This window comes from Brevibacillus sp. MCWH, from assembly GCF_013096935.1.
GTDB lineage: Bacteria > Bacillota > Bacilli > Brevibacillales > Brevibacillaceae > Brevibacillus > Brevibacillus aydinogluensis.
Genome location: NZ_SDLF01000027.1, coordinates 12592 through 38941, shown reverse-complemented (window position 1 = coordinate 38941; position 26350 = coordinate 12592). Strand labels below are relative to the sequence as shown.

Below are 26350 nucleotides of genomic sequence, written 5' to 3'. Positions count from 1 at the left end.
CAATTGGCTATGGAAGGCAGGCAAAGGGAGGCACAATGCCTTTCATTTTCGCTTCATTTTCGAATACATACAGGACAAAAACTCCCTCGACTGCAATGGCAACGAGGGAGTTTGTCTGCAATCTGAGCCGATGCTCCAAATGAACATCGGCTGCTTTCCTCACTACTCGATCTTGCCCAGGAAGGTCGTCTTGTCCTTCTCGTATTTGTAAATGAACACATCGGCAAATACGTTGTCCCCTTTGTCGTCAAACGAGACCTTGACGAACTGCCCCTGAAAATCCTTTGTGTTGTGAACCGCCTCCAGCACCTGCTCGCGGGTCGGCTTTTTCCCGCCGTTGGCCTTGATCGCCTGCTTGATGCCGTTGAGGATCACATTCATGGAGTCAAAGGCGTATACGGAGTAGGTTTCCGGCTTTTTCCCCATCGCCTTTTCGTACTCCTCCGCCCATTTTCGCCCCTCTTCCGTCTGCTTCACGTCCCCTGCCAGCGAGGTGAACACCACGCCTTCAGCCGCCTCCGGTCCCGCGATCTTGATCAGATCGGGGGAGTCGATGCCGTCGCCGCCCATAAAGATCCCCTTGAAGCCTTTTTCCCGCGCCTGCTTGACGAGGATTCCGGCCTCCGGATAAATGCCGCCAAAATAGATCATGTCAGGGTTTTTCGCCACCACCTGGTTAATCACAAAGTTGTAGTCCTTCTCCCCCTGATTGACACCTTCATAGCCCAACACCTGCACGCCGTCCTTTTCAAACTGGGCCTTCACCTGGTCGACGAGCCCCTGCCCGTACGCCGTTTTGTCGTGCAGCAGGAAGACGGATTTGACGCCGAGCGTTTCCTTGGCGTATTTGGCGCCTTTGGGCCCCTGCGCGTCGTCGCGGGCACAGATCCGGTGTACGGTCTTTTTGCCTTCCTCCGTCAGCTGCACGCCGCTGTTGGCGGGTGAGACCATCACCAGGCTGCCCGTCTCGTACTTCACGGAGGCGGGGATGGCTACACCGGTGTTGAAATGGCCGACCACGCCGAGCACATCCGGGTTGGAGACCAGCATCTCCGCATTGGTCACGCCAATTTTCGGATCGGCCTGGTCGTCCTGCGGATACAACTGCAGGTCAAATCCCATCTGCTTGAACTCGTCCTGCTGCAAGCGCAGGGCGTACTCCGCCCCTGTCTTGATCGAGTCGCCGACTGCTGACTGAGAGCCGGACAGGGGGCTTTGCGTCGCAATCAAAATCCTGTTGGCGGACGACCCGCTCCCCGCGCCAGCCGCCTCCCCGGCTTGTCCAGTTTGACCGGCTTGTCCGGACGGTGAGCTTTGCGGGCTGCAGCCGGCGATGGAAACGGCAGCGAGAAGCAGCGGAATGAGGATGGACGCGCGCTTTTTACGTCTCATGATGTGTACCCCCTCGGTTAATATGTCTAATAATTCTATGAATTTAAATATATGAGAAAATATAGACTTCATGTTCTGACAACCTGTCCAATCATTTGTGCAAAAAATCTGACAAAACATCTCTTGAAATGAACATTCGTATTGGGGTACATGCGCATCTGGCGGTCAGCGCCTGGTCCGCTCGTTTCCCGTCGGGTTGGGCAAAATCGCCACCGCCACGCCGCGCGGCGACTTTACCATCATCAACAAAGTCCCGTACCCAAACTCCTACCCGGGCGGCCCGCTCAGCGTGTTCGGCACCTACTGGCTGGGGCTGAGCAAGCCTCATTACGGCATCCACGGCACCAACAACCCGGCCTCGATCGGCAAGTACGTCTCCCGCGCCTGCATCCGCATGCACAACCGGGACGTGGAGTACCTGGCCAAACGGGTGCCGATCGGAACGCCGGTGAAAATCCGCCCGTAGCCGGACGCCGGACAGACAAAAGGCACAGCTTCCTGTTTGGATGCTGTGCCTCAGCGTGTAGACAAAGTCCGTCGCGCATGGGTGATCGGGCCCGCTCGCTCTCTTGACGACCAGCAAAGAAGGTGGCAGTGTCCGCTTCAAAACGCGCGGGCAGGGAAATCTGGCCGTTTCACTGGATGTCATCGATAAAAATCTTCACCTGTTCCGAGCGGCTCTCATACAATTTGTCCTTGTAAGATTTCCATGCCGTTTGAAAGGACTCAGGGTCTCCAGAGGCATTTGGCAGTACTCCGTCTTGGACGAGTTTATTCAGCAAATGTTCGATGCTGAGCTGGCTTTTGTACGCTTCTGGAGCATGCTTCTCCCAGTATTCATCTTCACGCAGACCGGTCAGGGCTGTGACCTGCTGCTGAAACGCTTTTGCTTTTTCATCGGCTGTACTTTCCAGAATGTGTCTCATCTCGTCAGAATACGCTCTGGCCTGCTCCAGACTGACCGCTACCCCTTGCTTTTCAGCCTCCAGCAGCAGCAACTTTTCGATGATCAAATCTTTTAACAACTCACTGTCGGACAATTCATCTTTACGGTTATTGAGTTGTTGATTGGCCCGCATGTACGCCTTGTAGGTCTGAAACTCCCCGCTCGTGATGCCGATATGTTCAACCTGGGCAAAGTATCTGTCTTTTGTGGCTTGGATCTCCTTCAGCTCTGCGCTGAGTGAACGAAATATGTCAGATTTCTCTTCCGTTGCGAAAGAATAAAACACCCATGCAGAGCATGCCAGAACCACTGCGGACAGAGAAATCACCAGCTTTTTCATCGGCTTTTCCCCCCCACTAATTACTCCCATATATTGTAACACCTTTGTGTTAGCAAATGTTTCCTAATCTTCGAGGTTTTCTTGCAGCAAAGGCAATATCGCCGCTGTCCCATAAAAAAAGCAGATCACCTTGAAGCCTGGCAGCTTGGTGATCTGCTCATTTTTGCAGTTGAGCCTCCCCCTTGCAGGGAACGGGAATGTCTGTTGTACAGGGCCAAAAGCGCGGCAACGCTTTGGGCGAATCCAGCTGTTCGCACCGGACCGCGTCCGATCCGCACCGGATCATGCTCAGATGGAGTAGGCATGCGCTTGATTGTTGGCGAAAAACGGCTCCTCTTCCCGCGCACCCAGGATTCTGTCCAGAATCACCCGCTCATAGTGGGCAAAACCGTTGTCCTTCACCCGGGGCCGGGCCAGGTTGATCTTGATGTCCATCGCCACCTTTCCCTCTTCCAGGAGAACCACACGGTCGGCCAGGGCGACTGCTTCGCTCACGTCGTGTGTCACCAAAATGGCGGAGAATCCCTGTTCCAGCCACAGCTTTTCGATCAACCGCTGCATCTCGATCCGGGTCAGCGCATCCAGCGCGCCCAACGGCTCATCCAGCAGAAGCAGCCGGGGCTCTCCCGCCAAAGCGCGGGCCAGTGCGACGCGCTGCCGCTGCCCGCCGGACAGGACGCGGGGCCATTCGCCGGCGCGTTCGGACAGACCGACAAGCCGCAGCGCTTCTTCCGCTGTCCGCTTCGCACCCGCCCTGATCCCGAGCGCCACGTTGTCGATGACCTTTTTCCAGGGGAGCAGTCTGGAGTCCTGAAACATGATGCGCACCTCCGGGTGCAGGCCGTAGAGGGGCTGGCGATCCACGTAAATCTGTCCTTCCGTCGGCTGGTCCAGGCCGGCAATCATCCGCAGCAGCGTGCTTTTTCCGCATCCGCTCCTCCCGACGACGGCGACGAATTCGCCGGGCTGCATCGCAAGCCGCACCTGCCGCAGCACCCGGGTGGCGCCAAAAGCCTTGCCCACATCCTGCACATCGAGTGACATGCCGTAATTCGCATTCATACCATCACCCCCACGCCGGATCACCGCTTGCTGTAGCTCGGATGCCACTGCAGCCACCTTCCTTCGATCGCCTTTGCGATGCTGTCGGACAGTTTGCCCAACAGCGCGTACAAGAGTATGCTCAGCACGACGACATCCATCTGCATGAACTCACGGGCATTGGTGGCCATGTAGCCGATGCCGGAATCGGAGGCGATCGTTTCCGCCACGATCAGCGACATCCACATGACTCCGAGTGCGTAGCGGACCCCTACCAGGATGGAGGGAAGCGCCCCCGGCAGGATGACGTTCCAGAACAGAGCGAATCCGCTCAGCCCGTATACCCTGCCCATTTCCAGCAGACCGTGATCTACTGTGCGGATGCCGTGAAAGGTGTTGACGTAAATGGGAAACAAGACGCCCAGCGCGACGAGAACCAGTTTTGCTTCCTCTCCGATCCCGAACCACAGGATCACCAGCGGGATCAAGGCCAGATGAGGAATCGTGCGCACCATCTGCACCGATGTGTCCAGCAGCTTTTCGGCAGGGGGAAACACCCCGTTGAGCAACCCCAGGAAAAAGCCGAGGCCGCCGCCGATCAAAAAGCCGATCAGAGCCCGCTTGGCACTGGCTGCTATATAGTCAAACAGTTCCCCGTCCTGAACCAATTGCACCGCCGCCTCCACTACATGGACGGGCGTCGGCAGAACGCGCGTAGAGATGATCCCCCAGTCGCCGAGCACCTGCCACACGAGAATGACCAGAAGCGGAATGCTCCAGGGAATTACGTACGCCAGGCCGCGTGTTTTCAACGTCAAACGCATGGCGAATCTCCTCCCGGGCCCAAGATGATGTCAGCCATGGGCGACCACGCTCCGGGACGAGACTTTTTTCTCGGGAAAGCGGTCATTGCCGATGATTTCACCAGCCGGAGCTTCCGGCGTTCGATTCGCCAGCGGCAGATGCGGAAACAGCAGTTCCGCTACTCGATACGCCTCTTCCAGGTGGGGATAGCCGGAAAAGATAAACGTCTCGATGCCAAGCTCGGCGTACTCCAACATGCGGGCGGCGACAGTCTGCGGGTCGCCCACGAGCGCGGTCCCCGCTCCGCCTCTGACCAGACCGATGCCGGCCCACAGGTTGGGGCTGATCTCCAGATCGCTGCGGTTGCCGTTGTGCAGCCGAATCATCCGCTTTTGACCTTCGGAGTCGTAGTTGGCGAGCGCTTGCTGCGCCGTGCGGATCGTTTCTTCATCCAGGTGCTTGATCAGCTGTTCGGCGGCGTCCCACGCTTCCCGTTCCGTTTCCCGGACGATCACGTGCAGGCGGATGCCAAATCGGACGGTACGCCCGTTTGCTTCCGCCAGCGCGCGCACCTTCCTGATTTTTTCCGCCACCTGCTGCGGCGGCTCTCCCCATGTGAGATACACATCCACGTGTTCGGCCGCCACTTTAAGCGCCGCCTCGGACGAACCGCCAAAGTACAGCGGCGGATACGGTTTTTGGAACGGGGGAAACAGCAGACGCCCATTTTTCACATGCAGATACTCACCTTGAAAATTGACCTGTTCTCCTCTTAACAACGAGCGCCAAATGGTGAGAAATTCATCCGTCAATGCGTAACGGTCATCATGGGACAGATGGAGACCGTCCCCGGCCAGCTCGACCGGGTCGCCGCCCGTCACCACGTTGATTAACAGACGGCCGTCGGAAAAGCGGTCGAGGGTGGCCGCCATGCGGGCTGCCGCCGCAGGAGAAACAATCCCGGGCCGAACTGCCACGAGAAACTTCATCTGCCGGGTGGCCGCGATCAGGGAAGATGCCACCACCCACGCGTCCTCGCATGACCGTCCCGTAGGCAGCAGGGCACCGCTGAACCCCAGCTCATCCGCCGCCTGGGCGATCTGACGCAAATAGTTGAACGTGACGGGACGCCCCCCTACGGATGTTCCCAGATAACGGCCATCCCCGTGAGTCGGTATAAACCAAAAGACTTCCATGAGCCCACTCCCTTTCTCTTACCGTGCTGGTCGATAAATTGCTTCCTGGACGGAAATGTTTTGCGGAATCAGCTTCAGGGCGAAATACGTATCAGCTATTTCCTGCTGCCCTTTTACAATGACGTCGTCAATCGGCTGAAGCCCGTACTCTCTGCGTTTCGCCGCCTTCTCCAGCGCGGCTGCGTCGATTTTCAACAGCGGCGCCAGCAGCTGGGCCACTTCCTTGGGATGTTCGTTGGCCCACGCGCTCACGTGCTCCACTTCTTCGAGCAATACGTGGATTATGTCGCCATGCTCCTCGGCAAAGCGTTTGGAGGCGAGGTAGAAATCGCGGTCCTCCGCCAGGCCTACGCCGTTGGCCAGCACCCGGACCTTGCCGGTGATCTCGATGTCGGCGAAATAGGGGTCCCACACTACCCACGCGTCGATTTTTCCCTGCTCAAACGCAATGCGTGCATCGGCCGGGGACAAAAACGACAGGGTCACGTCGCTGTACTGGAGGTTGGCCTTTTCCAGCGCCTTCACCAGCAGGTAATGAGCGCTGGACCCCTTGGCCAGGCCGATGTTCTTCCCTTTCAAGTCGGCCAGCGTGCGTATGCTGGACTCATGTTTGACGAGGATCGCAGAGCCTTCGGACTTTGCCTTGCCCGCAGCCACGTACACCAGGGGAGAGCCTGCCGCCTGGGCAAACACGGGAGGAGAATCGCCTGTTCGCCCGACGTCAAGATTGCCCGAGCTTAGCGCTTCCAGCAGCGGAGGACCGGCCGGAAACACGTGCCAGGTCACGTCGTATCCCCGTTCCTTCAATCGTTTTTCCAGGGTGCCGCGCTCTTTAACGATGTTCAGCGGATCCCCTTTCTGGTAGCCAATGCGCAGGACCTTCGCCGTTTCTTCCGATTGGGCAGCGGCCTGCCCCGCGCTTTCGCGGCTGTCCCCGGAGCAGCCGGTCAGAAAGGCGGCCGCCAGAAACAGTCCTGCGAGAAAAGCGGCAGCAGCACGGGTCCGCGGGTTTTTCCGTGAATCTGTGAGTGTCAGCACGGGTTTCCTCCTCTCATCAAATGTGGAGTATCAACAAAAAGGCTCCCACATGCTTGCATCAGAGCAAACAGGCAGGAGCCTTCAGTTGACTGATCGGCTGCGGATGTTTTATTTTTTGAACCCGGTGTCGTTGCTTACGATACAGTCTATTCCAACTATTCATACCTGTCAAGTATGTTTTTGGCACGAGCAAAGGGAGTGAGGGATATGGCTGTTGCCGTAACAGCTCATTCCCTGCACTCCGGCATGGCGCTGGCCACCCGGGATGGGACCGGCCCCGCAGCACGGGGACGAAACTGCCAAGTCGCCCATCATCATTTTCGCATATTGCGCTTTTCAGCCAGCTCGACGTAATACCCGGTTTCCTTCGCCACATCCTGCGTAAACTGGGCCGAGTCGGCATAGTCCGGCTCCACCTGTATGCCGTGCAGCTTTTTCACAAATGCGGGGTCGTTCACCATTTTCGCCACGGCTTCTTCCCACTTGTTGATCACGTAGTCGGGTGTCCCCTTGGGAAAAGAGACCCCGGTCCACCAGAACACGGTCAGCCCTTTTACTCCCTGCTCTTCGGCGGTGGGAACGTCGGGGAGAAACGGGCTGCGCTCGCTGCCGGACACCGCGAGAATCCTCACTTTCTTTGCCTGGAGCATGGGATTGATCTCGCCGACAGTATGGACAGCGAGGATCGCGTGTCCTCCCGCCACTTTGGGCAGTGAATCGGACGCGCCCTTCGTCACAATCATCCGGGTCTTGGTAAAATCAGCCCCGATCGCGTCCATCCATTCCGCCACACCGAATGCGGAAAATCCGGCAGGTCCGACGGAGGTCCAGGTCAACTGTTCCGGGTGCTGTTTCACCCATTGGGAGAATTCGGCGAAGTCCTTCCACGGCGCATCTGCCTTGACCGCGAACGCCAGCGTCCCTTTTCCGATCCGGGCGGCGTACACCTGGTCCTCATTGGTGATCAGGGGCTGTTTCATCCCCGCCGACAGCATGGACGTGTTGGAAACGTTGACGGCCAGCGCCGTGTAGCCGTCGTTTTTCGCCTGTTTCAGAGCGTACTGCGCCCCGACCGTGCCGCCGCCCCCCGGTTTGTTGACGACGACGACCGGCTGCCCCCACTCTTTGCTCAAATAATCTGCCGCAGCCCGGGCAACCAGATCTACCCCGCCCCCGGCGGAATAGGGAACCACGTACTCAATCTGTCTGTCGGGATAGACGGGAGCCGCCTGACCGGCAATGGCCTGCGTCTCAGAGCCGACATCGGGTTGGGCAACGTCCGCCCCGCAGGCCGTCACCGCCACGGCTGCCAGGCAGGAGACGATCCCGCCGATCCATTTCCCATATGCTTTCAAACAACACTCCTCCTGTACAACAAGCTGCTCTCAATGATGCTAGGCCACGTCCGCGCCGTGTTGATGCTCTTCCCGCACCCGCTTTTGCGTCCGCCTGTTGAGCGCGAGGGAGACCAGCATCAGAGCAGCTGCCGCCAACAGGATGACCAGCGAGATGGGGCGCTCCAGCACGATTGCCACATCGCCGGACGACATGACCATCGTCTGGATAAACGACTCCTCCAGCAGCGGTCCGAGAATAAAGCACAACACCAGCGGCACGACCGGCCAGCGGTAGGTATGAAACAGGTAGCCCAGCCCGCCGAACGCAAAGGCCACCGCCACGTCAAACAGGCTGTTTCGCACGCTGTACGCCCCGATGGTGCACAGCATCAGAATGACGGGCGCCATGATGCCGTACGGAACCTTCGTCAGTTTGACCCACACCCAGACCAGCGGCAGATTGAGTACCAGCAGCATCGCATTGCCGACGAACATGGACGCGATGACCGTCCAGACAAAGAGCGGGTGCTGCTCAAACAGCACGGGACCGGGCGTCAAACCGTAGATCATGAATCCGGCCAGCAGGATGGCCAGCGGCGGGGAAGAGGGAATGCCCAGGGAAAACAGGGGAATAAACCCGGCGCTGCTGGTGGCGTTGTTGGCCGCTTCCGGTGCAGCCACGCCCTCGATTGCACCCTTGCCAAACTGCTCCGGATGCTTCGACACTTTTTTCTCCAGATCGTAGGCGAGAAACGAGGTGATCGCGGCGGAACAGCCCGGCAGCAGCCCGAGGAAAAACCCAACCAACCCTCCTCTGATCGTGGGCGCGGCGCACTTTTTCACATCATTTTTTGACGGGTAAACGCTGCCGCGCGCGCCGATGACGGTGGCAATCCGCTTTTCCCCGATTCCCTTCAGCACTTCGGCAATCGCAAACAGGCCGATAATAATGCTGATCATGTCAAACCCGCCGCTCAGCAGAGGGATGCCGTAGTCAAACCGGGGCATCCCGGAAGACGGCCCCAGTCCCACCAGCGACAGCGTATATCCGAAGGCCCCCATCAAAAACCCCTTGATCAAGGAGCCTCCCGACAAGCTGACCATCAGCGTCAGGGCCAGGATCATCAGGGCAAAGTATTCGGGAGGACCAAACTTCAATGCCTGGTCTGCCAGGACGGGCGCAAAACAGACCAATCCGACGACGCCCATGATCCCGGCCGCAAAGGAGGCGATGGCCGAAATGCCGAGGGCCGCCCCCCCTTTTCCCTTCTTCGCCAGCGGATAGCCGTCCAAACAGGTGGGGACCGACGAAATCTCTCCGGGGATGTTGAGGAGAATCGCCGTGGTCGATCCGCCGTACATGGCGCCGTAGTAAATGCCGGCCAGCATGATGATCCCCTGCGTCGGTTCCATTACGGCGGTGACGGGCAGCAGGATGGAGATGGCGGACGTGGGCCCCAATCCTGGCAGCACCCCCACAAACGTGCCAACCAGTGCGCCAAGTGCGGCCACAAGCAGGTTTTCCGGCGTGATGGCCTGAGCGAAGCCTGCCAACAGAAGGTGTAAGGTGTCCATGATACCGCGTCCCTTTCACAGAAAGAATCCGGTTGGAAACGAAATCTGCAGCCACATGATGAAAACCACGTACAGACATCCTGTCAGGACGGCGGCCAACACGATGGCCGTCCCCCATCCGTACCTTCCGACGACGCGGAAAAGAAACGCCGACACGATCAGCGTCGCCGTCAGGTAGCCGACGATGTCAATCAAGAGGCAGTACGCCCCCAATAGAGCCAGGCAGAGGAGCAGGCTCGTTCGGTGCGGCGACGGCGGTGCCTTGGCCCGCTCCTCATTCCGGAACGAGTGAACCAGCAGGGCCGCCCCCAACAGCACAAACACAAGCCCCAGAATGGCTGGCAGCGTATGATCGCCTACATATCGGGACAGGGAATAGGCCCGCAGCCGATACGCCTCCAGACTGACCAAAACGCCCGCCGCGATGGACAAAACGGCCCCCAGGAAGTCAGGTACGTTGTGCGGAAGTCTCACGTCATCACCTCGCCATGCGGAAGCCCTTCTTGCCGCGCGTCTCTGCACCGCGTGTCAGCGACGCCCGCAAGTCATACCACAGCCTATGGCACAGGTGCCCATTGTGTGCCGGCACAACAAAAATCCGAGGCGCTCGTACCTCGGATTTCTTCTATACCCCGGATGCAAAATCAGCCCGCGTCCTTGCCCCGGGCGGGCAGCGTGACGGTAAAGCTGGACCCCACGCCCTCCTCGCTTTCCACGCGAATCCGGCCGCCGTGGGCATCCACAATCCACTTCGCGATGGACAGGCCCAAGCCGGTTCCTTCCATCTCCCGGGATCGCATTTTGTCCCCGCGGTAAAACCGATCAAAGATGAAGGGCAGGTCCTCCTTGGAAATGCCGATGCCGGTATCGGCCACGACCATCGTAACCCAATGACTGTCCCGTCTGCACGTGACCTTGATCGTCCCTTTTTCTTTCGTGTATTTCAAGGCGTTGTCCAGGAGAATCACCAGCAGTTGGTACAGCCGTTCCCCATCTCCGCACATGTCCAGCGGCTGCTCGATGGTTGCCTGCACGTCAATCTCCTTCAGCTCGGCAAGCTGCTGAAAGGACTGCACCGCTTTCCCCGCCAGCTCATCCAGCCGTACGCGCTGCTTCATAATCTGCAGCTCGTTGGAATCGGAGCGGGCCAGGGTCAGCAAATCGGAGACCAGCTTGTTCAACCGCTTCGTCTCCTGAATGCTCACCCAAATGTTTTCGCTTTCCTGCTCGATCGTATGGTCGGGATTGCGGAACAGCCGTTCGAGGTGAAGGAGAATGACCGACAGCGGCGTGCGCAGCTCGTGGGAGGCGTCCGCGATAAATCGCTGCTGCTTCTCCCAGGACAGTTGAATGGGTATCAGCGCCCTCTTGGCAAGGAACAACCCCGCAAAGACAGCGATCACGATGCTGACCACACCGCCGATTCCCAACACGTACAGGAGGGTGTTCAGCATTTTTTCTTCCGGTTCCAGGTTGACCACCATCTGGATTCGTTTCACCTTCCACACCCGTCCCTCTGCGAACACCCGCTTGTCGATGGACAAGGTGTAGACGCGGTAGGTCTGCCCGTCCACCGTCAAGGTTTCAATGCCATCCGCCACTCCGTCCGGCCGGAACTTCAGCAGTTCTGCCGGGTCGATGGAGTCGCCGTATTCCTTGCGAATCAGCTCTCCCCGATCGTCCCAGAGCAGGAAGACCATCCGCCTGTCCACGTCGAGCATCCGCCTTTTCTCTGCCCGAAAAAACGGAAACGGATCAAACAGCAGACGTTTTCCGATCTGCTTCAATTCTGCGTCCACCTGAGCATACAGCCGATACTGCATGGAGGCGTACAGCGCGCCCCCCAGACCGTTCAACAGCAGGACGAACACGATCACATTCAGCGTGACCAGGCGGATTCGCGTCTTTCTAAACATGCTCATTGTTTCCCTTCAGGATGTAGCCGACGTTCCGAATCGTGCGGATATAGTGGTCGCACCCGTGATCGGCCAGTTTTTTGCGCAGATAATGGACATACAGGTCCACAATGCCGTAGTTCGCCTCGGATTCGATGCCCCAGACCCGGTCGAAAATCTGGTCGCGCGATAAAATCTGTTCCCGGTTGTAGAGAAAATACTTGAGCAGATCGTACTCCTTGCTGGTCAACCGCAGCGGATGGGGTCCCACATACCCGTCGTGCTCGTACTCCTTCAGGCAAATCGGGCCATAGCTCAGCTCGCCTTCCTTGGCAAACTTCCCGTTGCGCCGCAGCAGCGCTCTCGTTCGCGCCAGCAGTTCTTCCACCGCAAACGGTTTGACCAGGTAATCGTCGGCTCCGGCGTCCAAGCCTTCGACCCGGGCTTCCACGCTGTCTTTGGCGGTAAGAAACAAAACCGGTGTCAAATTGCCTTTTGACCGCAACGTTCTTATCATCGACAAGCCGTCCAAACCAGGCATCATGATATCCAGCACCAGCAGATCGTAAATGCCTCGTTCCGCCAGCAGCAGGCCTTCATCTCCCCGGTCGGCACAGTCTACCTGGTATCCTTCTTCCTTAAACACGGCGCTAATCGCCTGAAGCAAATGACGTTCATCCTCTACTACGAGAATTCGCATACCCACCCCTCTTTCCTGCTCCTGTCCCCTGCCTTCTGCGTTGCGGGCGACGGCAGGGAAGAGCGCATTTCTATGTTTATATACTACACCAATTGTGCCTGTGGCCGTACGCTCCCAATCTATTAGTAAACCATCCGTTTTTTTGAAACAGATTTGAAAAAGGCAGGTGATTGCTCACCTGCCTCAGTGTGTAGACAACGTCCATGTCGCATGAATGATCGGGCCCGCTCGCTCTCTTGACGACCAGCAAAGAAGCGGATCGCGTCCGCTCCAAAACGCGACGCGGGCAGGGGGCAAACATCTGGGTATTTCGATGAAGTGAGACTTGTGCCCCCTGTTTTCCCCGCGTCGTCTTCCGTTTTTCCGCTGGGCAGGTCGTCAAAGGAGCTCGCATGGCCCATCACTCCATGCCCGTACTTTATCTCCACCTTCGGTTGATCAATGTGCAGGCCTTTCGGCCCGACAACAATGGAAAGATCGTTTCCTTGCGGAACCTCAATGAAAAAGTACAGTTTGTCTGCAGTCTGAGGCAGGTGATTGCTCACCTGCCTCAGTTTCGCTGTTTCAACAATTACTGTTCTACCACGGTCTTTTCAGCGTGACCGGCGGGAAAGGTCCGCTCGATCAGCTTCTTCACCACGTTCTCGATCTCTGCTTTTCGCTTGTCCGCCTGCTCCTGTGTCAGCTTGCCTTCCTTCACTGCTGCTGCCAGGCGTTCTTCCTCCTGCTTGGTCAAGAGGCTGACCAGCTCATCCGTGGACACGCCCTGCTCCTTGGCCACGTCGGCCAGTGATTTGCCGTCTTTCAGCTCGCTTTGCAGTTGTTCCTTATCCAGCTTCAGCAGATCCAGCAGCTCTTCATTGTCGCCGAATCCCGGGAACAGTGCGCGGAACTTCACGAAGCCTTTTCCCGGATGAGTGTTTTCCACGAAGTGCTTCACCCGCTCGGCAATGTTCTCCTTCAGTTTATCCGCCTGCTCTTGCGTCAGCTTGCCTTCCTTCACCGCTGCTGCCAGACGTTCTTCCTCCTGCTTGGTCAAGAGGCTGACCAGCTCATCCGTGGACACGCCCTGCTCCTTGGCCACGTCGGCCAGCGATTTGCCGTCTTTCAGCTCGCTTTGCAGTTGTTCCTTATCCAGCTTCAGCAGATCCAGCAGCTCTTCATTGTCGCCGAATCCCGGGAACAGTGCGCGGAACTTCACGAAGCCTTTTCCCGGATGAGTGTTTTCCACGAAGTGCTGCACTCGATCGGCAATGTTCTCCTTCAGTCTATCCGCCTGCTCCTCTGTCAGCTTGCCTTCCTTCACCGCTGCTGCCAGGCGTTCTTCCTCCTGCTTGGTCAAGAGGCTGACCAGCTCATCCGTGGACACGCCCTGCTCCTTGGCCACGTCGGCCAGCGATTTGCCGTCTTTCAGCTTGCTTTGCAGTTGTTCCTTATCCAGCTTCAGCAGATCCAGCAGCTCTTCATTGTCACCGAATCCCGGGAACAGTGCGCGGAACTTCACGAAGCCTTTTCCCGGATGAGTGTTTTCCACGAAGTGCTGCACCCGCTCGGCAATGCTCTCCTTCAGTTTATCCGCCTGCTCTTGCGTCAGCTTGCCTTCCTTCACCGCTGCTGCCAGACGTTCTTCCTCCTGCTTGGTCAAGAGGCTGACCAGCTCATCCGTGGACACGCCCTGCTCCTTGGACACGTCGGCCAGCGATTTGCCGTCTTTCAGCTTGCTTTGCAGTTGTTCCTTATCCAGCTTCAGCAGATCCAGCAGCTCATCGTTATCCCAGAGGGACGGCCCTTTTACGAATACTTTACCTTTTCCGAGTTTCTCCGCGCTGAACCAGCCCTTATGTTCGAACTTGACGCCTTTATCCACAGGCTGCTGATTGTCGGCAGCGGCGTAGACGCTTCCGATGCTGCCAATGCTCAACGCCGTAGCCATTGCTCCCAACAGCATTCCGATTTTTGCTTTGCTGAACATGATCTCCATCATCCTTTCCAATATTTTAAACTTGTACCCAGGTACAGCTTTAGTGTAGGGTTTCAATCTTTGATTCGCCTTAGAGAACTGTGGAAAACTCTAGGAATGATCGTGGAAGAGTTGTGTGTCGGGTGAACGCATGAAAAAAGGAACCCGCTGTTTTCAGCGAGTTCCCTGTCGCAAGTGTCCCCCGATGTTTCCCCCGGGGATTCATTCAGATTTCTTTTCCGTCCAATTCAATGTCGCCGCTGCTGGCATCACCGTAGAAGTCGTGCAGTTCATCGTCGTCGGCGATGTCAATGATGACCCCGTCGATATCGGCATCCTCGAATTCATCCCAGATATCGTTGCAGATATTTTCCACCAGTCTCTCGATGTCTCTGGTAGAAAGATCGTCGTATTCATCCTGATACTCGTCAAGGTCGACTTCAATCTCCACCTCAATCTCATCCTCGTCGCCGCTCAAGTAAATCGACCATTCCAGATCCTCATAATCTCCATAGTCGTAGTTCAGGTCATCTTCCAGCTCTTCGATCCGGTCATCGACGTCATCGTCTTCGGCTTTTGCCAGCTTGTCCTCCGCGTCCTTCAATTTCTTCTCCAGCTCGGCAATCCGGGCATCTTTTAGCGCAATTTCCGCCTGCAGGGTGGCAATCCGCGGGTCTTCCTTGTCCGTGACGCTCACGGTATACGTGTTCCCGTCCCACGCCACGTTCTTGTTAAACACACCGGCCATCATCCGCAGAGGAATGTAGGTCGTGCCGTTGATCAAAAACGGTTCGATGTCGGTGGGAACAAGCTGGCCGTTGTACGTCACTTTCACATTGTTGTATTTAACCTGCACGTTTTTGGTCGCGACCGCGGCATCGGAACTGGATGCCAGAACGCCTGCCAGCAGTACGGAAGACAGGACAACGGCCGACGACTTTTTCCACATGCCCGCTCTCTTCCCCTTGGTATTTTTCAACACCATGTCTCACCCCTTCAGCCAATTCCTGATTTTGGTACCGACCCCGGTACAAGCACAGTGTATCGTTTCTTTTTTTGAATTCTCTTTGAAATCGGACATTTTTTGCACAAATCCTCACCCGCTCAACTGGCGCATGTTTCGCGTCATGCCCTCCACGGTGTACATGATCCGGGACAGTCCCCACGACAGGAACACAGTGCCCGCGTAGATCACCAGCAGGTAGAGCAGTGTCAACCCGATGTTGGCGAAAATCCACGACAGATCCCCCGTCAGCTTGATCAGCGCGAGGTTGCAGCAGATCATGACGGCCGAATGGGTCAAATAGATAAACAGCGTGAGCCCTTTCCGGAAACGTATCGGAATGGAATCTGCCCAGCGCTCCAGCACCATGATCAGCACGATCAGGGAGACAAACGCCGCCAGCACGAATCGCAGGTGAACCGCCACATAAATGGTGTCAGACAGGATAAACAGGACCGCGCTAACGACGGACAGCAGCGCACAGGCGAGCAGCAGCCCCCGATGTGTTCGCAGGAAGTGCATCATCTCATGCCGGTACCAATACAGCAGATGGCCCAGGTAAAAGGTGAAGATCCAGGCGGGAAAGAAATGGCGCGTCGTCAACCCCAGCCATCCGTGATGCAGGTAGTGAATGTACACGTATTGAAGTCCCATGAACAACCAGATCAGGACCGTGATGTTTTGCTTGGTGATCATGTTTCGAAACAGGTAGGCAAAGACGTAATACTGGCACAGCATAAACAGAAAGTAGAGCTGATCGCCCGTCTTGCCCAAGAGAATCGAGACAAACGCTGCTTTCGTATGCGGCCATTCGTCGTAGAGCAAATAATGATACACCACTCCGGCGCACAGGAACGGCACAACTACATACAGCAGCTTTCCGGAAAAGAACTGCCGCGCCGTTGGCCGTTTGACATCAAAGGTGTGGGCCGTAAAAAACCCGCTGATCATCGCCAGCAGAACAGTGCCGTACCGGCTCAGCTGATTCAGGGCAGTGGCCCAGAAAGCACTGTCGTACTGAAGCACCAAGGCCGTGTAATGACCCGAAAATACGAGAAAGGATGACAACAACTGCATAAGAAAAAGCGTTTTAAACAACCGCGACTCTTTACCCATTTCAACGCTCCTTTGTACAGGGATTGCCGGTCCCAAGCTGCCCGATCCTCTTTTGGGTAATGTTTTTAATATAAAATAACAATTTTTGATTCAGATTTGAAACGGCGATGGCTACACGGTCTGCTCTCTGGACCTGGCAGCCACAGCCTTTTTCGCCAAATGAAAAGACCCGCGCCAGTCATTGACGCGGGTGGAGATGTGTGCCAAAAGCCAGCAGTTGGCTTACGCGGTTTTCTTCAGTTTTTTGGCTGCCCAGTTGCCGAGCGATTGGATTGCCTGCACCAGGCAGATCAGAATGATCACCGTCATGATCATCACTTCAATGTCCCACTGCTGATAGCCGTAGCGCAGCGCCAAATCGCCCAGGCCGCCCGCGCCGACCGCTCCCGCCATCGCCGTCGCCCCGATCAGGCCGATGGTCGCGATGGTCAGGCACAAGACGATGCCCGGTCGGGCTTCGCGAATCATGATGCGAAAAATGATTTGCGAGCGGGACGCGCCCATCGCCTGATACGCCTCGATTACGCCCCGGTCCACTTCGAGCAGTGCCGTTTCCATCAGGCGGGCGATATACGGCGTGGTGTACACGATAAGCGGCACGATCGCGCCCTCGACACCGATGGAGGTGCCGACGACAAACTCTGTGAATGGAATGATCGCCACCATCAAAATGATGAAGGGAAGCGAACGAATCACGTTAATGATGACGTTGAGACTGTGGTAGACCCATTTGTTGGGGGCAAGGTGATCCGGACGGGTAATGACCAGCAGCACGCCCAGCGGGATGCCCAAGAGCGTGGCGATGAACAGGGAGACCCCGACCATGATCACCGTTTCTTCAAACGATTGGTAAAACAACGGCAGCAGTTCCACCAGTCGATCCATTATACCCCCACCTCCGCTTGTGATACGACATCCACCCGGTACACGGACTGGCGCAGATACGCAATTCCCTCCTGCACCGCCTTGTCTTCACCGGAAATATGCAGCAGCAGAATGCCGAGCGCGGTACCTTTTATCGAGCTGATCGATCCGTACAGCAGGTTTGTTTTGACCGGATAGCGGGAGGCAAGCGTTCCCAACACAGGATCGAGCGCCGCATCGCCGCGGAACGCGACGCGCAGGATGTACGCGCTGGGACCGGCGTTCTTGATTTTGGCCAGCATCTCTTTCGGGACCTTGTCATCAAAAACCGTCTTGATAAAGTTGCCCGTCGTCGGCTGCTGTGGATTGCTGAAGACATCCAGTACCGTTCCCTGCTCGATGATGACCCCGTTTTCCATAATCGCGACGCGGTCGCAGATTTTTTTAATGACCTGCATCTCGTGGGTGATCAGCACAATCGTCAGGCCAAACTTTTGGTTGATGTCCAACAGCAGGTCAAGAATCGACTCTGTGGTTTGCGGGTCAAGCGCCGAGGTCGCCTCGTCGCATAGCAGGATTTCCGGGTCCATGGCCAGCGCCCGGGCGATCCCCACCCGCTGTTTCTGCCCGCCCGACAATTGGGAGGGGTAGGCGTTTGCCTTGTCTTCCAAACCTACCAGGCGCAAAAGTTCCTCCACTTTTTTACGAATCTGCTCTTTCGGCACCCGATTCATCCTGAGAATTTCGGCCACGTTGTCAAACACGTTGTACGACGACAGCAGGTTAAAATGCTGAAAAATGACGCCAATCTTTTTGCGGGCCTGGCGCAGTTCCTTTTCGGACAGCTTCAGCATGTCCTGCCCGTTGACCACAACCGATCCGCTTGTCGGCTTTTCCAGCAGGTTGATCGTTCGCAGCAGGGTGCTCTTCCCTGCTCCGCTGAATCCGATCACGCCAAATATTTCTCCTTTGTTGACGTGGAGCGTTACGCCCTTTAATGCGTCTACCTGTTTGCTGCCAACCTTGTATGTCTTGTGAATATTCGTCAGCTGTATCATCTGCCCATGCTCCTCCCTGTTGGGACGCTCCCCTCCTTACCAAGAAGGGAGCACCGATCCGGAAAACTCTTCTTCGATGAACTTCTTGACTTCTTCCGACCGATAGAGCGTGACCAGTTTTTGATAGAGCGGGTTGTCCTTGTCCTTTGCGTTGACTGCGATAACGTTGACGTACGGGGAGTCCGCACCTTCGGCAAAAATCGCGTCTTTTTTCGGGTTGTACCCTGCTTCCATGGCAAAGTTGGTGTTGATGCTTGCCGCATCCAGGCTCTTCAGCGTCCGGGCGAGCAGGGCCGCCTCCAGTTCTTTAAAGACCAGTTTTTTCGGATTTTCGATGATGTCCTGCGGCGTTGCTTTGTCGCCGACGCCGTCTTTCAGCTTGATCAATCCCGCCGCCTGATAAAGCAGCAAAGCGCGCGCCCTGTTGGTCGGGTCGTTTTGGATGCCGACCGTGCCGCCTTCCGGGATGTCTTCTACCTTCTTGTACTTGGTGGAGTAAATCCCCATCGGGAAGGTAACGGTTTTGCCAAGCTCGACGATCTGCGTTTTGTGATCTTCATTAAATTTCTCTAAAAACGGAATGGTTTGAAAGCTGTTTACATCAATGTTTCCTTTATCCAACGCCTGATTGGGAAGAACGTAGTCGTTGAACACGACGACTTCGATGTCCAATCCTTCTTTCGCGGCCACTTCTTTTACCTTGTTCATGATTTCTTCGTGCGGGCCGGCCGTCACACCCACCTTGATCGACGTTTTCTCCCCAGCAGATGCGGCCGAATCGTCCGACGAGTTACCTCCGCAAGCGGAAAGCAGCGTGCCGATCACGAGCAGCATGATCATCAACAAACGCGTTTTTTTCATGTTGTGTTTCTCTCCTTTTCTCCGATCACACGATGATTTTTGCATAAGTGAACATCATATCTTTGTGTTTATAATTCCGATATGATTAGTTGGATTATAGCGTGTCTCCCAATGTCTGTCAATGACCACCAATAATCAGAGAATTGCGAACATATCAAGCACGAATGTCAACGATGCAGATGATTTGTCAAATACGTGCCGAAGGAAGTGGAACCTGAATGTGCGAAGAAATGATGTGCAGGATCGTGAATGCGGACAAAAACCGGGAGAGATTTGAGGATCATGCTGGGGGACAGCAAATCGGGGGTCAGCTGGAGCAAATATGTTTGGCTGACTCAACAGCGGTGAATTGAGATACTCGCTATGACGGTGTATAATTAGAGATTGTCACATTGCCTTATCGTTCATCGAAAACAAATGATCTACGTCTTCTGCCATGCTTCCGGAGCTTGAAATCGTCCATGCCGTTCCATGCACGAAGCGGACGAACCTGGAGCAGGCGGTTGTTTGATAAAAAGCTCCGACCATCTAGTCTTTAGATGATCGGAGAAGTAGTACGTGAACGATGTCATTATAATTGATCAATATAATAATTTCCTTATATAAATCATGGTAGCTAAGTGAAGTATCTCCTCATTTGGTGCTTTTGCGAAAAAAAGGAGGCAGTCTCCTGCACAATTTGACTGCCTCAAATTTATTCCCAAGAACATTTGTCGAGGAATTGCCTCTTCACCATGTTTATCGGATGGCCAAGCGGACAAATTCATGCATAAATTATGGTAATTGGTCTGACCACCTGCACTTCAATCAATAACCCACCTTGTGATTATATCGTTTCTGACCTTTCCTCCCTTTTCCATTTATCAATCATTTCCTGTGTGATCATGTGTCTGGAATCTACAGCGTCCATCAGTTCATCATGGGGCATTGAATTTTCTCCGTTTCCATAAAATAACGTGATATGTACTCCTTCTGATTGAGCTATCTCTACTGCGGGGATAAAATCACTATCCCCTGTGATCAAGATTGCGTGAGTTATTAATCTTTTCGTACCATGCATCACTAAATCAGTAGCTAAAGCAACATCAACTCTTTTTTGTTCAAACAAAGGTTTTCCGTCATCCGTTTTTCCTCTGTATTGCAATTTACCCTTCCGAACGGTAAAACTATTCAATCTACTCAATCTTCTGAGAAATCTCTCCGCAGATGAAAACTTTTGTTTTTCCTCAGGTGTCGGCTCGGCGGATTGGTAAGGTAAACTGCCGCTCTTCTCTGCAAGTTGCTATCTCCCCATAATGAAATAGCGGGAAAGGTTGCCCTTTCCCGCTGTCTACTCTTGACCTACTTTAATCCCACGCAAACCGCTGCTCTTTCCACGGGTCGCCGTACATGTGATAGCCGTTCTTCTCCCAGAATCCCTGCTTGTCTTTTTCCAAAAACTCGACGCCGCGCACCCATTTGGCGCTTTTCCAGAAGTACAGGTGCGGGATGACGAAGCGGAGCGGCCATCCGTGTTCCGGGGTGAGGTCCTGTCCGTTGTGCTTGTAGGCAAACAGGTTGCCCGGCCTGAGGAAATCGTCCAGCGGCATGTTGGCCGTCCAGCCAAATTCGGCGTGCAGCATCACGTATTTGGCCTCCGGCTTCACCTTGACCAGCTTCACGATTTCTTCCACGGGAATGCCTTCCCAGACGTTGTCCAGCTTGCTCCAGCCGGTGACGCAGTGAATGTCGTTGGTCACCTGGGTTTTGGGCAGGGCCATGATCTGCTCATAGGTAAGCGTCACTTCCTGCTCGACCAGGCCGAAAATGCGAAAGCTCCACTGGGTTGCCAAATCGGTGTACTCCGGTACATCGCCGTAGTGCAGGACGGGAAAGCCGGTCGTCACTTTCTGATTGGGGGGCACGCGGTCATGCCTGCTTTCCAGGGGCTTGTTGGTAACCATGGGGCTTCACTCCTTTGTTCCGACAGGCGTGATCGATTCCCGGGCACAATGCCGTCCCGTGTAGTATATGCGGAGAGCGGCCGGCCATACGGAACCGACTCATTGAGGTATACCACCTTCTTACCATATCCTGCAGATCACTGCAAGAAAAACACCCCCGCCAATGTGCAGGGGGCGTCCTTCGCAATGCGGGACAAATCCGCCTGCCGTCCGCTGACGGACGGCGGCGTCCGCCGGTTTATTTTTTCCCCACGCGCAGGAGGGCGTGATCCACCTTGATGCACAGGTCCATGATGACCTCGATGCCGTGCTGTTTCGCCAGCGCGGCCGCCTCTTCATTGACGATCCCCTGCTGCAGCCAGAGGGCTTTGGGTTTCAGTTTGACCGCTTCTTCGGCGACCGGCGGCACGTCTTCACTGCGGCGAAATACGTTGACGATGTCCACGGGCTCGTCGATCTCGCTCAGGGAAGCGACCGCTTTTTCCCCCAGGACTGTCTCGCCGGCAATCGTCGGGTTTACCGGAATGATGCGATAACCGGCGTTTTGCATGGCAGCGGCGACCATGTGGCTGGTGCGCTCAGGCTTGTTGGAAAGGCCGACCACCGCGATGGTTTTCGCTTCCTCCAGCAATTGGCGGCGGCGTTCGTCACTCGGATTTTGAAACATGGTTTACCAACTCCTTTACGCATTGGATTGATTGCGATTCATCACAAACTGGGCAAGCGTACGGACCATGACGCCCGTACCGCCCGCCGGCTGCATGTCTTTCGCGCTGCTGGTGTACGCCGTGCCGGCAATGTCCAGGTGGACCCACGGGGTATCCTCCGCGAATTCCCGCAAAAAGGCGCCGCCGATGATGCAGTGGCCGTAACGGCCGCCCGAGTTTTTCAGGTCGGCATAGCGGCTTTTGTTCAATTCGCAATACTCCTCAAACAGCGGCAGCTGCCAGAGGCGTTCCCCGGCCTGTGCGGCTGCGGACAGGAGTTCGCTGACGAGCGCCTCGTCGTTGGTCAGCGCGGCGGAGCAGTAGTGGCCCAGAGCGACGACGGCCCCTCCGGTCAGGGTGGCGGCATCCACCAGGCAGGAGACACCCTGCTTTCTGGCGTAGGTGATGCAATCGGCCAGGACCATCCGTCCCTCGGCGTCGGTCGTGATGATTTCCACGGTCTTGCCGCTCATCGTGGTAATCACGTCGCCCGGCTTGAAGGCTGTTCCCGATGGCATGTTTTCCACGCAGCCGATGACCGCGAGCACGTTCGCCCGGGGTTTGATCTGTCCCAGCGCTTCCAACGCCCCGATCACCGCTGCCGCGCCGCCCATGTCGGACTTCATGGCTTCCATACCGGCAACCGGCTTGATGGAAATACCGCCCGTATCAAACGTGACGCCTTTGCCGATCAGGCCGATCACGTCTTCCCAGGTCTCTGTTCCCTGGTATTTCACCACGACGACATACGGCTCCTCGACGCTGCCCTTGGCAACGGCAAGCAGGCCGCCCATGCCCATTTCCTCCAGCTTATCTTTTGTCAGCACCTCGTACGCCATACCGAAGCGTTTGGCCACAGCCACCGCTGCGTCTTTCAGGGCGCGCGGCGTCAGGTAATTGCCCGGTTCGTTGACCAGTGTCCGCGCCAGGTTGGTCCCCTGCGCCAGCGCTTCGCCGCGCATCACGCCCAGCATGGCGCTGGCCGCTTCCTCGTCGCTGCCGACGAGCAGCTTCACCGTCCCGAGCGGCTCCGCCTCCCGCTTCGGCTTTTGCCGATAGCCTTCGTAGTGATACGACGCCAGGCAAAACGCCTCTGTCACCGCCTGTGCGAAGCGGCTGGTCGACAACTCCCGTCCGCCGCGCAGATCCACGGCCACGGTTTTGCCGCTGCCTTTGCCGCCGACCGTCTTGGCAGCACGCCCCCAGGCAGCACGGATCGAGACGAAGTCCGCCTTCTCCCGGTCACCCATGCCGATGACAATCAACTTTTTGGCCTGAAGCCGGCCCATCGTGTGAACGACAGCCACCGACTTGGCCTCTCCGCTGATTTCCTTGTCCTGCTGTAGCGCGGCCAACCCGCCTGCAAACCGTTGATCCAATTCCGGATACACCTGCGCCAGTTCTTCCTCTTTCCACAGCGGGAGCACCAGCTCATCGCACGCAACGGTCCACCATGCGCTCCGTTTTTCCACAGTGACGTTCATATACCTTTCCTTCTTTCTCTGTGATAGGATAAAGCTACGGGCACATGAATGCCTTAGGGCCTATCCAGACTCAGATGGAGGGAAGGAAACGGAATGGCTTTCGCTTCCGTATACGGAATGACGTCCGCCTGCGGCAGTGCGTCCATGCAGTCGTCGAGAAACCGGAGAATTGCGTCGACATCGAGATCCCAGTGGCGCGGACCATACCTGGCCAGATATTTGCGGGCATTGGCCAGCATCAGTCGCGCACCCTTGACGTTGCCGCTGGAAAAGTGGTACAGTCCGACCGCCATTTGCAGCAAACCCTGGAGAAACTTGTTCGCTTTGTCTTCCATCCAGATTTCCTCAAGCAGGTCGTGGCATTCGTAGTACTCTCCGGCGTTGAACTTCTCGATAAACCGTATGTACTGCTCGGGGTATCGCATGGTCAACCGCCACCGTCCTTCCGCTTTCCATCGTAACACAGTTTGCCCGGTCTCGAAATCCTGACGAAAACTTTACGGATGCCCGAAACGCTGTTCTGTTACAATATACATACGCAGACGCATCAGATCAGAAAGGAATGGATCTTTCTATGGCAGCAATACTTGACAACTTTCCGTTATGGGCGGCTCTGATTGCCATAGGAATTGCCCAATTGATCAAAATCCCGCTTCACTACATCGCCACCCGGACCTGGCAGTGGTCGCTGATGTTCAGCACGGGCGGCATGCCCAGTTCTCATTCGTCCGCAGTAACTGCCCTTTCGACGGCCGTGGGCATCCGGGAAGGGTTCAGCAGCAGCATGTTCGCCATCTCCGCGATTATCGGGGTCATCGTCATGTTTGACGCGGCCGGCGTCCGCCGCCATGCCGGCATGCAGGCTGTCGTGCTGAACAAGCTGGTAGACGAATTCAACCATCTGCTGGAGGGGATGAAGACCTTTAAGGTGCGTCCCAAGCAGGAAAAGGCCCAAAAGCTGAAAGAACTGCTCGGCCACCAGCCGATCGAGGTATTCGTCGGCGGATGGCTGGGTGTCATGGTCGCGCTGATTACGCATCGGCTGCTGTAGACGAAAAGAGACGGACAGAGTTGTCCCGCACCGGAAACGGAGCCGGACAGCGACGTTTCGGGGAGGGAGAGCATGCGCATCGTTTCCATTTGTCCGAGCAATACGGAAATCCTCTATTACCTGGGACTGGGCGATCAGGTGGTCGGTCTGGACGACCACTCCGACTGGCCAGATGAATGGCAGCACCTGCCGCGCGTCGGCCCCGACTTGTCAATTGACATGCAGAAAGTGGAGGCGCTGCAGCCCGATCTGGTTGTCGCCTCGCTCAGCGTTCCCGGTATGGAAAAAAACGTGGAGGAACTGGCGGCTCGTCGGATTCCCCACATCGTGCTGAATCCGTCGCGGATCGCCGACATTCCCCGCGACATCCTGCTGGTGGGCGAAGCCACCGGTACGATACAAGCCGCCGAACGGCTGGCGCAGCAATTTGCCGAAAGAGTGGAAATAATCCGTCAGACGGCAGCGAAGCAGAGCACCCGGCCGAAGCTGTATTGGGAATGGTGGCCCAATCCAATCTACACCCCAGGACGGGACAACTGGCTGACCGATGTAAGCGAAATTGTCGGGGGCGTCAATGTGTTCGCCGACTTTCCCTGTGCCAATGTCAAAGCAACCCCTGACATGGTGCGGGAGCGGAATCCTGATCACGTCTGCGTCGTCTGGTGCGGCATCGAGCTGCGCCGAATCAAACCGGCAATGATCACCGATCGGCCCGGGTGGGGAGAGATGGACGCCATCCGCCATGGGCACGTCCATCTGCTGGAAGAAGGACTCTATTGCCGCCCGTCCCCCCGTATTCTCAACGGATTGGAACACCTGGTCAAACTACTGTACCCGGACGATCGCACCTGACCGTTTGATTTCTCCTGTACACAAGCAAAGGATTTGCCGCCGGCTCACTCCGGGGCAAATCCTTTTTGTGTTTCCAACCCGCTGCAGTCAGTTGATGGGGTCGGCCATTGCCGCGATTCCTTTTTCGTTGAGTTGGGTCATCATCGCTTCCGTCACCTTGCCGTCGCCGCGGCGGATGACGTACACGTCCAGGGCTTTTTTGCCCCACTGCTTGTACACATCCTGTTTTGTCTCAAAATAGAGGTCGATCTTGTGGCCGCGAATGGCCCCGCCTTTGTCCGCAACTACGCCGTAACCGTAACCGGGTATGTAGAGGACCGTTCCCAGCGGAAACACGCGCAGGTCGGCGGCAATGGTGGAGTATTCATCCCGGCGAACCCTTACGCCCGAGTACGTAATCCCGTAAGACGGATGGGACGGGTGTTTGCCCGTCGACTCATACCCGGCGTAATACCCGGTCGCCACGACGCGCACCTTGGGATACTGCTCCAGCATCAGTTCGTTCTTGTCGGTCATCGGGGTGAAGGAGCTGGTGGAAACCGTCCGTTTCTTGACGACCTGCCGGCCATCTCTCATCTCCGAGACGCCGAACACTGTCTTAACAGAATGGTCTGCCATCACATTGTACCCCAATCCGTCGGTCGCGAATCCGGTCAGTACGGTAACGCCCAGGACGATCATACTCACCAATCGCTTACCAATCATTCTGATATAAACCTCCTCTCGGTACTAGTCTTGTCCCGAAGAGAAGGAAACTATACACAAAATGACCTGATTACAAAAATATTCTGCATCTTGCGGCACAATCAGCCGGCCTGTGCAGGAGACGCATCAAAAAAGGCAGGCCCGCAACAGGCCCGCCAAACCAACGGTTAAAACATACGATATCCTTTTTTGCGCAGCGTTTGAATCGTCCAACCGCTGAGCACGGTTCCCGCCATGCCGCATCCCAGAATGATCGCGTCCCAGGGGCCGGGAACGATTTTTTTGTACACCAACGCCCCGACCACTACGCCGCCGACGAGCACCACAGGCAGCCAGGTCGTCCGCAATATCATGTTTATGATAAAGCCGATGCCAAAGCCGAGCACGGCAAACAGCACAATTGACACCATAAATTGCAGCAAATCCATTGACCGTTCAATCCTCCAGCCTTCTGACGTATCGGGATTTCATCTCAAACACGT

General features: G+C 56.2%; 28 protein-coding genes. 3 read left to right on the top strand and 25 right to left on the bottom strand.

The annotated features are described in order from the left end of the window. Positions 1–162: 162 nt before the first annotated feature. Complete coding sequence (locus ETC00_RS17935; protein ID WP_171567489.1) at positions 163–1392, bottom strand: branched-chain amino acid ABC transporter substrate-binding protein; 1230 nt, start codon at positions 1390–1392, stop codon at positions 163–165. A 172-nt stretch (positions 1393–1564) separates the two neighbouring features. Here ETC00_RS17935 and ETC00_RS17930 point away from each other — a divergent pair, with 172 nt between their 5' ends. Next, positions 1565–1858 (top strand): L,D-transpeptidase, encoded by a 294-nt coding sequence (locus ETC00_RS17930; protein WP_171567493.1) that lies wholly within the window; start codon positions 1565–1567, stop codon positions 1856–1858. Positions 1859–2027: 169 nt separating this feature from the next. Here the strand turns inward: ETC00_RS17930 and ETC00_RS17925 are convergent, their stop codons facing one another. The 22 genes from ETC00_RS17925 to ETC00_RS17820 all read right to left on the bottom strand — a co-directional run bounded on the left by ETC00_RS17925 (position 2028) and on the right by ETC00_RS17820 (position 23685). Continuing rightward, a complete protein-coding gene (locus ETC00_RS17925; RefSeq protein WP_171567488.1) occupies positions 2028–2678 on the bottom strand; it encodes a hypothetical protein in 651 nt (216 codons plus the stop codon). Positions 2679–2966: 288 nt separating this feature from the next. Then, positions 2967–3740: an ATP-binding cassette domain-containing protein gene (locus ETC00_RS17920; protein ID WP_171567487.1), complete on the bottom strand. Its 774-nt coding sequence runs from the start codon at positions 3738–3740 to the stop codon at positions 2967–2969. 20 nt (positions 3741–3760) lie between these two features. Continuing rightward, positions 3761–4543, bottom strand: coding sequence for an aliphatic sulfonate ABC transporter permease SsuC (gene ssuC, locus ETC00_RS17915; protein WP_171567486.1), 783 nt, complete (start codon positions 4541–4543; stop codon positions 3761–3763). A 30-nt stretch (positions 4544–4573) separates the two neighbouring features. Then, the gene (ssuD, locus tag ETC00_RS17910; protein WP_171567485.1) at positions 4574–5719 is read right to left on the bottom strand and encodes an FMNH2-dependent alkanesulfonate monooxygenase; all 1146 of its coding nucleotides are present in this window, start codon (positions 5717–5719) and stop codon (positions 4574–4576) included. A gap of 18 nt (positions 5720–5737) precedes the next feature. Further along, positions 5738–6757 (bottom strand): sulfonate ABC transporter substrate-binding protein, encoded by a 1020-nt coding sequence (locus ETC00_RS17905; protein ID WP_171567484.1) that lies wholly within the window; start codon positions 6755–6757, stop codon positions 5738–5740. Positions 6758–7071: 314 nt separating this feature from the next. Next, the gene (locus ETC00_RS17900; RefSeq protein WP_171567483.1) at positions 7072–8112 is read right to left on the bottom strand and encodes a tripartite tricarboxylate transporter substrate binding protein; all 1041 of its coding nucleotides are present in this window, start codon (positions 8110–8112) and stop codon (positions 7072–7074) included. A 39-nt stretch (positions 8113–8151) separates the two neighbouring features. After that, positions 8152–9669 (bottom strand): tripartite tricarboxylate transporter permease, encoded by a 1518-nt coding sequence (locus tag ETC00_RS17895; RefSeq protein ID WP_171567482.1) that lies wholly within the window; start codon positions 9667–9669, stop codon positions 8152–8154. A 15-nt stretch (positions 9670–9684) separates the two neighbouring features. Further along, positions 9685–10143 (bottom strand): tripartite tricarboxylate transporter TctB family protein, encoded by a 459-nt coding sequence (locus ETC00_RS17890; protein ID WP_029098439.1) that lies wholly within the window; start codon positions 10141–10143, stop codon positions 9685–9687. Positions 10144–10313: 170 nt separating this feature from the next. Further along, positions 10314–11585: a sensor histidine kinase gene (locus ETC00_RS17885; protein ID WP_171567481.1), complete on the bottom strand. Its 1272-nt coding sequence runs from the start codon at positions 11583–11585 to the stop codon at positions 10314–10316. Then, positions 11578–12264, bottom strand: a complete 687-nt coding sequence (locus ETC00_RS17880; protein WP_171567480.1) for a response regulator transcription factor — start codon at positions 12262–12264, stop codon at positions 11578–11580. The genes ETC00_RS17885 and ETC00_RS17880 overlap by 8 nt, the downstream gene beginning before the upstream one ends. Before the next feature lie 122 nt (positions 12265–12386). Then, positions 12387–12809, bottom strand: coding sequence for a hypothetical protein (locus ETC00_RS17875; protein ID WP_171567479.1), 423 nt, complete (start codon positions 12807–12809; stop codon positions 12387–12389). 26 nt (positions 12810–12835) lie between these two features. Further along, entirely contained in the window at positions 12836–14236 is a 1401-nt protein-coding gene (locus tag ETC00_RS17870; RefSeq protein ID WP_171567478.1) for a hypothetical protein, read from the bottom strand. A 214-nt stretch (positions 14237–14450) separates the two neighbouring features. Continuing rightward, complete coding sequence (locus ETC00_RS17865) at positions 14451–15173, bottom strand: stalk domain-containing protein (protein WP_171567492.1); 723 nt, start codon at positions 15171–15173, stop codon at positions 14451–14453. A gap of 147 nt (positions 15174–15320) precedes the next feature. Then, positions 15321–16343 (bottom strand): acyltransferase family protein, encoded by a 1023-nt coding sequence (locus tag ETC00_RS17860; RefSeq protein WP_171567477.1) that lies wholly within the window; start codon positions 16341–16343, stop codon positions 15321–15323. A gap of 222 nt (positions 16344–16565) precedes the next feature. Next, entirely contained in the window at positions 16566–17228 is a 663-nt protein-coding gene (locus ETC00_RS17855) for a methionine ABC transporter permease (protein WP_171567476.1), read from the bottom strand. Next, complete coding sequence (locus ETC00_RS17850; RefSeq protein ID WP_171567475.1) at positions 17228–18265, bottom strand: methionine ABC transporter ATP-binding protein; 1038 nt, start codon at positions 18263–18265, stop codon at positions 17228–17230. Before ETC00_RS17850 ends, ETC00_RS17855 begins: the two co-directional genes overlap by 1 nt. Positions 18266–18301: 36 nt before the next feature. After that, positions 18302–19126: a MetQ/NlpA family ABC transporter substrate-binding protein gene (locus ETC00_RS17845; protein ID WP_171567474.1), complete on the bottom strand. Its 825-nt coding sequence runs from the start codon at positions 19124–19126 to the stop codon at positions 18302–18304. A gap of 826 nt (positions 19127–19952) precedes the next feature. Continuing rightward, complete coding sequence (locus tag ETC00_RS17840; RefSeq protein WP_253264335.1) at positions 19953–20300, bottom strand: NYN domain-containing protein; 348 nt, start codon at positions 20298–20300, stop codon at positions 19953–19955. Positions 20301–20472: 172 nt separating this feature from the next. Further along, positions 20473–21069: a sulfite oxidase-like oxidoreductase gene (locus tag ETC00_RS17835; RefSeq protein ID WP_171567472.1), complete on the bottom strand. Its 597-nt coding sequence runs from the start codon at positions 21067–21069 to the stop codon at positions 20473–20475. 238 nt (positions 21070–21307) lie between these two features. Beyond that, complete coding sequence (locus ETC00_RS17830; protein WP_171567471.1) at positions 21308–21736, bottom strand: CoA-binding protein; 429 nt, start codon at positions 21734–21736, stop codon at positions 21308–21310. 15 nt (positions 21737–21751) lie between these two features. Beyond that, positions 21752–23260 (bottom strand): leucyl aminopeptidase, encoded by a 1509-nt coding sequence (locus tag ETC00_RS17825; RefSeq protein WP_171567470.1) that lies wholly within the window; start codon positions 23258–23260, stop codon positions 21752–21754. 53 nt (positions 23261–23313) lie between these two features. Then, positions 23314–23685, bottom strand: coding sequence for a DUF309 domain-containing protein (locus ETC00_RS17820; protein ID WP_171567491.1), 372 nt, complete (start codon positions 23683–23685; stop codon positions 23314–23316). 149 nt (positions 23686–23834) lie between these two features. Between ETC00_RS17820 and ETC00_RS17815 the strand changes: the two genes are divergently transcribed. Both ETC00_RS17815 and ETC00_RS17810 read left to right on the top strand, forming a co-directional pair. After that, positions 23835–24311, top strand: coding sequence for a divergent PAP2 family protein (locus ETC00_RS17815; protein WP_171567469.1), 477 nt, complete (start codon positions 23835–23837; stop codon positions 24309–24311). A 72-nt stretch (positions 24312–24383) separates the two neighbouring features. Further along, positions 24384–25163 carry a cobalamin-binding protein gene (locus ETC00_RS17810; RefSeq protein ID WP_171567468.1) on the top strand — a complete coding sequence of 260 codons (780 nt, stop codon included), beginning with the start codon at positions 24384–24386 and terminating at the stop codon, positions 25161–25163. Positions 25164–25250: 87 nt separating this feature from the next. Here the strand turns inward: ETC00_RS17810 and ETC00_RS17805 are convergent, their stop codons facing one another. Beyond that, positions 25251–25868 (bottom strand): 3D domain-containing protein, encoded by a 618-nt coding sequence (locus ETC00_RS17805; protein WP_171567467.1) that lies wholly within the window; start codon positions 25866–25868, stop codon positions 25251–25253. Positions 25869–26035: 167 nt separating this feature from the next. After that, positions 26036–26296, bottom strand: coding sequence for a YuiB family protein (locus ETC00_RS17800; RefSeq protein ID WP_171567466.1), 261 nt, complete (start codon positions 26294–26296; stop codon positions 26036–26038). Between the last annotated feature and the right edge of the window lie 54 nt (positions 26297–26350).